General features: G+C 74.5%; 1 protein-coding gene and 2 pseudogenes. All 3 read right to left on the bottom strand.

The window, feature by feature from the left end; genetic code table 11:
* Positions 1-1,156, bottom strand: a 1,156-nt coding sequence (locus IG74_RS0143760; RefSeq protein ID WP_420710051.1) for an MDR/SDR family oxidoreductase, incomplete at its 3' end; no start/stop codon positions are given.
* A 638-nt stretch (positions 1,157-1,794) separates the two neighbouring features.
* Positions 1,795-5,433: pseudogene (locus IG74_RS0143755) on the bottom strand (type I polyketide synthase); the annotation flags it as partial.
* Between the two features lie 145 nt (positions 5,434-5,578).
* Positions 5,579-7,891: pseudogene (locus IG74_RS47085) on the bottom strand (SDR family NAD(P)-dependent oxidoreductase); the annotation flags it as partial.

The following is a 7,891-nucleotide window of genomic DNA, read 5'->3' as shown; positions in this document are numbered from 1 at the left end:
CAGCGGACGAGAACAGCACGAACGCCGACAGGTCCAGACCCGCCGTCAGCTCGTGGAGATTCACCGCCGCGTCCACCTTCGGACGCAGCACCGTGTCCAACCGCTCCGGCGTGAGCGAGGTCAGGATGCCGTCGTCGACGACACCCGCCACGTGCACCACAGCACTCAGCCCGGCACGCACCTCATCCAGCAGGGCGGCCAGCGCGTCCCGGTCGGCGACATCGCACGCGGCGATCCGCACCCGCGCACCCAACTCCTCCAGCTCGGCCCGCACTTCATCCGCGCCAGGAGTCTCCGCACCACGCCGCGAGACCAGCAGCAGATCCCGTACGCCGTGCTCACCGGCCAGGTGCCGGGCCACGACCCGGCCCAGACCGCCCAGAGCACCCGTCACCAGAACCGTGCCGTCGGGCTCGAAGCGGGGCGGCAGGGTGAGCACCACCTTGCCGACGTGCCGGGCCTGGCTCAAGTACCGGAACGCCTCCGGCGCCCGGCGCACGTCCCACGCCTTGACCGGGAGCGGCTTCAGCACACCCCGCTCGAAGTCGGTCTTGCCCATCTCCACGAAACGCCCGCCACGCGGCAGCAACCGCAGCGAAGCATCCACGAACTCCCTCGCCAGGGAGTTGAGGACGACGTCCACGCCCCGGCCCTCGGTGCCTTCGACGACCGAGGCCTCGAAGTCGAGGGTGCGGGAGGAGGCGATGCGGGAGTCCTCGATGCCGAGGTCCCGCAGAACGCCCCACTTCCCGGCGCTCGCGGTGCCGTACACCTCGGCGCCGAAGTGCCGGGCCAGCTGCACCGCCGCCATGCCCACACCACCGGCCGCCGCGTGCACCAGCAGCGACTCGCCCGCTTCAAGACCGGCCAGATCACGCAGCGCGTAGTACGCGGTCAGGAACACCGTCGGCACCGACGCCGCCTGCGCGAAGGACCAGCCCTCCGGAATCCGCGCCACCATCCGCGCGTCCGCGACCGACAGCGGGCCGAAGGCGCCCTCAAGGAGGCCGAGGACCCGGTCGCCGACGGCGAGGTCCGTGACGTCCGAGCCGACCTCCACGACGACACCGGCGCCTTCGGTGCCCATCACCGCGTCGCCCGGGTACATGCCCAACGCGATCAGCGGGTCGCGGAAGTTGACGCCCGCCGCGCGCACCTCGACACGCACCTCACCCGCGCCAAGCGGCCGACCACCGGACACTTCGGCGTCCTCGGCGACCGGCAGCAGGGCAAGGTTCTCCAGGGTGCCCTTGCCGACCACGCCGAGCTGCCAGTTCTCACCGGCCGGGGCCGCGAGGACACCACCGCCCGCGCGCGTCAGGCGCGGTGCCCACACCACGTCCCCGCGTACGGCGACCTGCGGCTCGTCGAGCGCGACGAGGCCGCGGACACCACGTCACCAGCGCCCACACCCACGGCACCCGATGTCACCACGACCAGGCGGGAGTCCTCGCCGCCCTCGAAGGACAGCCACTCCCCCACCCTGCTGAGGGTGCTGTTCAGGGACGCGCGTACCGAGACGGCCGTACCGCCGTCGCGCTCTTCGCCGACGCAAGCCACGAACACCGACTCCGGTACGGTGGCCCCGCCGCCGACCGCCGCGGCGAGCGCCGCCACGTCCGCATACGCCGCCACCGCCGCACCGGCGCCCTCCAGCGCCTCCCGCAGACCCAACTCGTCCGCGCCCAGCACGGCGTACACACCACCGGCCGTCGCTGCGGGCGTCGGCACCACGTTCCAGTCGACCCGGAACAGGGATTCGTTGCGGCCGCTCTGTTCGGCGCCCGCGTCCGGTGCGGCGATGGGCCGCAGGACGAGGGAGTCCACGGCGGCGACCGGCTGCCCTTCGGTGTCGGCGACGGTGAGGGCCACGCCGTCCGTTCCGGCGGCGGTCAGGCGGACGCGCAGCGCGGAGGCGCCGGTCGCGTGCAGGGTCACGCCGGTCCAGGAGAAGGGCATGCGGCCCTGCTCGGTGTCGGACACGAACGTGCCGAGGCCCAGCGGGTGCAGCGCGGCGTCCAGGAGCGCCGGGTGCAGGCCGTACGCACCGGCCTCGTCCTGGTCCTCCTCGGGCAGCGCGACCTCCGCGTAGAGCGCGTCGTCGCGCCGCCAGACGGACCGCAGGCCCAGGAAGGCCGAGCCGTAGCGGAACCCGGCGGCGGCCAGGCTCTCGTACAGCGCCTCGGTGTCGGCCCGCTCGGCACCGGCGGGCGGCCACTGGGCGAGGTCGGCGTCGGCGGGGCGGGCCGCGGGAGCGGGGGCGAGCGTGCCGGTGGCGTGGCGCAGCCAGGGCTCGTCGGACCACAGGTCGTCGGCGGACACGTGCTGGGGCCGCGAGTAGAGGTTCACCGGGCGGCGGCCGAAGGCGTCGGCGGCGCCCACGGCGAGCTGCATCTGCACGCCGCCGCGCTCGGGCAGCACCAGCGGCGCTTGGAGCGTCAGCTCCTCCAGGTGCGCGCAGCCGACGCGGTGTCCGGCGTGCAGGGCGAGCTCGACGTAGGCCGTGGCGGGCAGCAGGACGGTGCCCGCGAGGGCGTGGCCCGCGAGCCACGGGTGGGTGGCGAGCGACAGCCTGCCCGTGAAGAGGTAGCCGTCCATGTCGGCGAGGGCGACGGCGGCGCCGAACAGCGGGTGGTCCGCCGGGTTCAGACCGGTGGCGCGCGCGTCGCCGACGCCGCCGACGGCGGGGCGCGGCCAGTACCGCTGGTGCTGGAAGGCGTACGTGGGCAGCGCGACGCGGCGGCGGGACGCGGCCGGGGCGTACAGCGGCGCCCAGTCGACGGTCACCCCGCGTACGTGCGCCTTGGCGAGGGCGGCGAGGAACGTGTCGGTCTCGGGCCGGTCCTTGCGCACCGCCCCGACCAGGCCCGCCTGCGCGGCGGGCTCGGTGAGCGTGTCGTGCGCCATCGCCGTGAGCACGGAGTCCGGGCCCAGTTCGAGGAGGGTGGAGACGCCGAAGCCGGTGAGGGCGTTCAGGCCGTCGTGGAACCGGACCGCCTCGCGGATGTGCCGCACCCAGTACTCGGGGTCCTTCAGCTCGCCCGCGCCGGCGAGGCGCCCGGTGACGTTGGAGACGACGGGCAGGACGGTGTCCTGGTACGTCAGCTTGGCCGCGACCTCGCGGAAGTCGTCCAGGGCCGGGTCCATGAGCGGCGAGTGGAAGGCGTGGCTGACCTTCAGCCACTTCACCTTCCGGCCCTGGCCGCGCAGGGTCTGCTCCAGATCCTCCAGCGCGGCACGGTCACCGGAGAGCACCAGCTGCTCCGGGCCGTTCACGGCGGCCACGCCCACCCGGTCCGAGACGTCCGCCAGCAGCGGCAGGACGTCGGCCTCCGCGATCTGCGCGGCCAGCATCGCCCCGCCCGCAGGCAGGGCCTGCATCAACCGACCGCGAGCAGCCACCAGTTGGGCAGCGTCTTCGAGGGACCAGAGCCCGGCGACGTACGCGGCGGCCAGCTCACCGATCGAGTGCCCGCCCACGATCTCCGGACGTACGCCGAAAGACTCGGCCAGGCGGTAGAGCGCCACCTCGATGGCGAAGAGGGCGGGCTGTGCGTAGCCGGTCTGCTCCAGGAGGTCCGCGTCGGTACCGAACATCACGCTCTGGAGCGAACGTTCTATCCACGGATCGATATGGGCACACACCTCGTCCAGCGCCGCCGCGAAGACCGGAAACGTCTCGTACAGCTCCCGGCCCATGCCGAGCCGCTGGCTTCCCTGACCGGTGAAGACGACGCCCAGGCGGCCTTCGGCGACGGCGCCCGAGACGGTGTTCTGGCTGTTGCCGCCGGAGGCGATCGTCTCCAGGCCCGCGAGGAGGTCGGCGCGCTCCGTTCCGAACACCACCGCGCGGTGTTCGAGCGGGGAGCGGCCCGACAGGAGCGACCAGCCCAGGTCCACGGCGTCCAGGCCGCTGTCGGCCGTGACGTGGTCGCGCAGCCGCTCGGCCTGCGCGCGCAGCGCGGCCTCGCTGCGGCCCGAGACCAGCCACGGCACGGCCGTGACCGGCGCGACCGGCTCCACGGTCTCCGTGGCCTCCTCGACGGGCGCCTGCTCCACGATGACGTGGGCGTTGGTGCCGCTGACGCCGAAGGAGGAGACGCCCGCGCGGCGGGGGCCGCCGTCCTCGCGCGCGGCCCAGTCGCGGGCTTCCGTGAGGAGTTCGACGGCTCCGGCGGACCAGTCGACGTGTGTGCTCGGCCGGTCCGTGTGCAGGTTCTCGGGCAGGACGCCGTGGCGCATGGCCATGACCATCTTGATGACGCCCGCGACGCCGGAAGCGGCCTGGGTGTGGCCGATGTTGGACTTCACCGAGCCGAGGAGCAGCGGCCGCTCGGCGGGCCGGTCCTGGCCGTAGGTGGCGAGCAGGGCCTGCGCCTCGATGGGGTCGCCGAGGACCGTGCCGGTGCCGTGGCCCTCGACGGCGTCGATGTCGCCGGTGGCGAGGCGGGCGGCGGCGAGGGCCTGGCGGATGACGAGCTGCTGCGCGGGGCCGTTGGGGGCGGTGAGGCCGTTGCTGGCGCCGTCCTGGTTCACTGCGGAGCCCCGTACGACCGCGAGGACCTCGTGGCCGTTGCGGCGGGCGTCGGAGAGCCGCTCCAGGGCCAGGACGCCGACGCCCTCGCCCCAGCCGGTGCCGTCGGCGGCGTCGGCGTAGGGCTTGCAGCGGCCGTCGCCCGCGAGGCCGCCCTGGCGGCTGAACTCCGCGAACGCGCCGGAGGTGACCATGACCGCGACGCCCCCGGCGAGCGCGAGGTCGCACTCGCCCTGGCGCAGCGCCTGTGCCGCCAGGTGCAGCGCGACGAGGGACGACGAGCAGGCGGTGTCGACGGTCACCGCCGGGCCTTCGAGGCCGAAGACGTACGAGAGGCGGCCGGAGATGACGCTGGAGACGTCACCGGTGAGCAGGTAGCCGTCGACGCTGTCCGGCGATGCCATGAGGGCGGGGCCGTAGCCCTGGGCGGTGGCGCCGACGAACACGCCGGTGCGGCTGCCGCGCAGCGAGGTCGGCGGGATCCCGGCCCGCTCGAAGGTCTCCCAGGTGGCCTCCAGGAGGAGCCGCTGCTGCGGGTCCATGGCCATGGCCTCGCGCGGGGAGATCCCGAAGAAGGCGGCGTCGAAGTCGCCCGCGTCGTAGACGAAGCCGCCGCCGCGCTCCGGGCCTTCCGGCGTGCCGTCGCCGGTGCGCCCGGCGAGCGCGTCGACGTCCCAGCCCCGGTCGGCGGGGAAGGCCGAGAGCGCGTCCCGCCCGTCGGCGACGAGCTGCCACAGGTCCTCGGGGCCGCGTACGCCGCCGGGGTAGCGGCAGCTCATTCCGACGATGGCGATGGGCTCGGGCTCCTCCGCCTCCACTTCGCGCAGCCGCTGGCGCGTCTCGTGGAGGTCGGCGGTCACCCGCTTGAGGTAGTCGAGGAGCTTTTGCTGGTCCGCCATCGGAAACTCACCTGTTCGCGTAGTCACAGAAAAATCGCGCAGTAACGAAAGCGCGCAGTAACGGAAGAACCGCGCTGAGGGGGCCGACCGGGCCGGTGCCGACGGCCCGGTCGGGCGTGGCACCGGCCCGGTCGGCCGGTCTCGGTCAGGACACGCCGAACTCCTTGTCGATGAAGTCGAAGAGTTCGTCGGCGGAGGCCGACTCCAGCTGCGAGGAGACCTTCTCGCCGTCGGCGGGCGCCTCGGCGTCCGTGCCCTTCCACTTCGCCATCAGCGCTTCGAGCCGCATCGTGATGCGCATGCGGTCGCCGTCGTCGGGCGCGATGGTGCCGAGGCCCGCCTCCAGGCGGTCCAGTTCGGCCAGCGTGGAGTCCACGCCGTCGGCGTCGTCCTGGAGCAGTTCCCCGCGCAGGTACTGGGCCAGGACGGCGGACGTCGGGTGGTCGAACACGAGGGTGGCGGGCAGCCGGAGCCCCGTGGCCTTGTTGAGGCGGTTGCGGACCTCCACGGCGGTCAGGGAGTCGAAGCCCAGCTCGCGGAAGGCCAGGTGGGCGTCCACGGCCTCGGCGTCGCCGTAGCCGAGCACGGCGGCCGCGTGGGTGCGCACCAGGTCGAGCAGGATCACCTCGCGCTCGGGCTCGGTGAGCGGCGTCAGACGGCGGCGCAGCTCGGCCGCCGCGTCGTCGCCGGTGTCGGCCTCCGCGACCGTCTCGGCCGCCACGGACCGCTCGTAGCGGCGCACCTCGGGGATGTCGCCGATGAACGGGCTGGTCCTGGCCGACGTGAAGGCGGGCGCTGCTCGGCGAGCGCGTCGAGGTGGGCGTTGGCGGCCGCGTAGGCGCCCTGGCTTCCGCTGCCCCACACGCCCGCGTTGGACGAGAACAGCACGAAGGCGTCCAGTGCCGTGGCGGCCAGGAGGTCGTCGAGGTGCGCGGCGCCCGCGACCTTCGCCTCCAGGACGTCCGCGATGTCGGCGGCGGTCATGTCCGCCAGGGGCTGGCCCTGGCCGACGCCCGCCGCGTGGAACACCGAGCGCAGCGTGTGCCCGTCCTCGGTGAGCCGCTCCAGCAGCCCGGTGACGGCGGTGCGGTCGGCCACGTCGCAGGCCGCGATGGTCACCTTGGCGCCCAGCTCCTCCAGTTCGGCCTGGAGTCGCTCCGCGCCGGGTGCGTCCGGGCCGCGGCGGCTGGTGAGCACCAGGTGCTCGGCACCCGCCCGGGCCAGCCAGCGCGCCACGTGGCCGCCGATCGCGCCCGTGCCGCCGGTGATGAGGGCCGTACCGCGCGGTGCCCACTCCGCCGCCGGGGCGTCGAGCGGGGCCCGTACGAACCGCCGGACGAGCACGCCCGCCTGGCGCACCGCGAGCTGGTCCTCGTCACCGGCGCCCGCGAGGACCCCGGCGAGCTGGGCCGCGGCCCGGTCGTCGACGGTCTCCGGCAGGTCGACGAGCCCGCCCCAGCGGTCCGGGTACTCCAGGGCGGCGACGCGGCCGAGGCCCCACGCCTGCGCCTGGCCCGGCCGGGCCGGGGTGTCGGCGCGGCCGGTGGCGACGGCGCCGCGCGTCACGGCCCACAGGCGGGCGCCGACCCCGGCGTCACCGAGGGCCTGCACAAGCGCGACGGTGCCCGCGAGCCCGGCGGAGACGCCCGGGTGGTCCACCAGGGCGGACTCGTCGAGGGCGAGCAGGCTGAGCACGCCGCTCGGTTCCCCGTCCGCCGCGGTGTGCTCGCGCAGCCGCGCGGCCAGGGCCTCGCGGGTCATCTCCCCCGCGGTGAGGCGGAGTTCGCCTACGTGGGCGCCGGCCTGCGCGAGGGCCGCGACGATCTCCGTCGCTTCCGCGCCCTCGGGCACGACGACCAGCCAGCGGCCCGTGAGACCGGTGGCCGGGAGGGCGCCCGCGAGGGGCTGCCAGTCCACCTGGTAGCGCCAGCTGTCGACGGTCGACCGCTCGCGCCGCTGCCGCCGCCAGGACGACAGCACCGGGAGCACGGCGCCGAGACCGGCGGCGGAGGAGTCCTCCACCGCGAGCTCGACGGCCAGCTGCTCCAGGTCCTCGCGCTCCACCGCGTCCCAGAACCGGGACTCCACCTCGTCCACGGCCAGCGGCGCCTCGTCGGCCAGTTCCTCCTGCGGGGCGAGCAGCCAGTAGTGGTCGCGCTGGAAGGCGTAGGTGGGCAGGTCGACGGTGGTACGGGTGCCGGGGAAGAGGGCCTTCCAGTCGAGTTCGGCGCCGTGGACGTGGGCTTCGGCGAGGGACGCGGCGAGGCGGTCGGCGCCGCCTTCGTCGCGGCGCAGGGAGCCGAGGGTGGCGGCCTGGCTGTCAGTGGCGTCGATGGTGGCCTGGACGGGGACCGTGAGCACCGGGTGGGGGCTCATCTCCAGGAACAGGCCGTGGCCCTCGGCGAGGAGGCCTCGGGTGGCGTGCTCGAACAGGACCGTCTGGCGGAGGTTGCGGTAC

It is taken from the genome of Streptomyces sp. NRRL B-1347, assembly GCF_000720325.1.
Taxonomy (GTDB): Bacteria; Actinomycetota; Actinomycetes; order Streptomycetales; family Streptomycetaceae; genus Streptomyces.
This window is presented reverse-complemented; position numbering and strand designations above follow the sequence as displayed.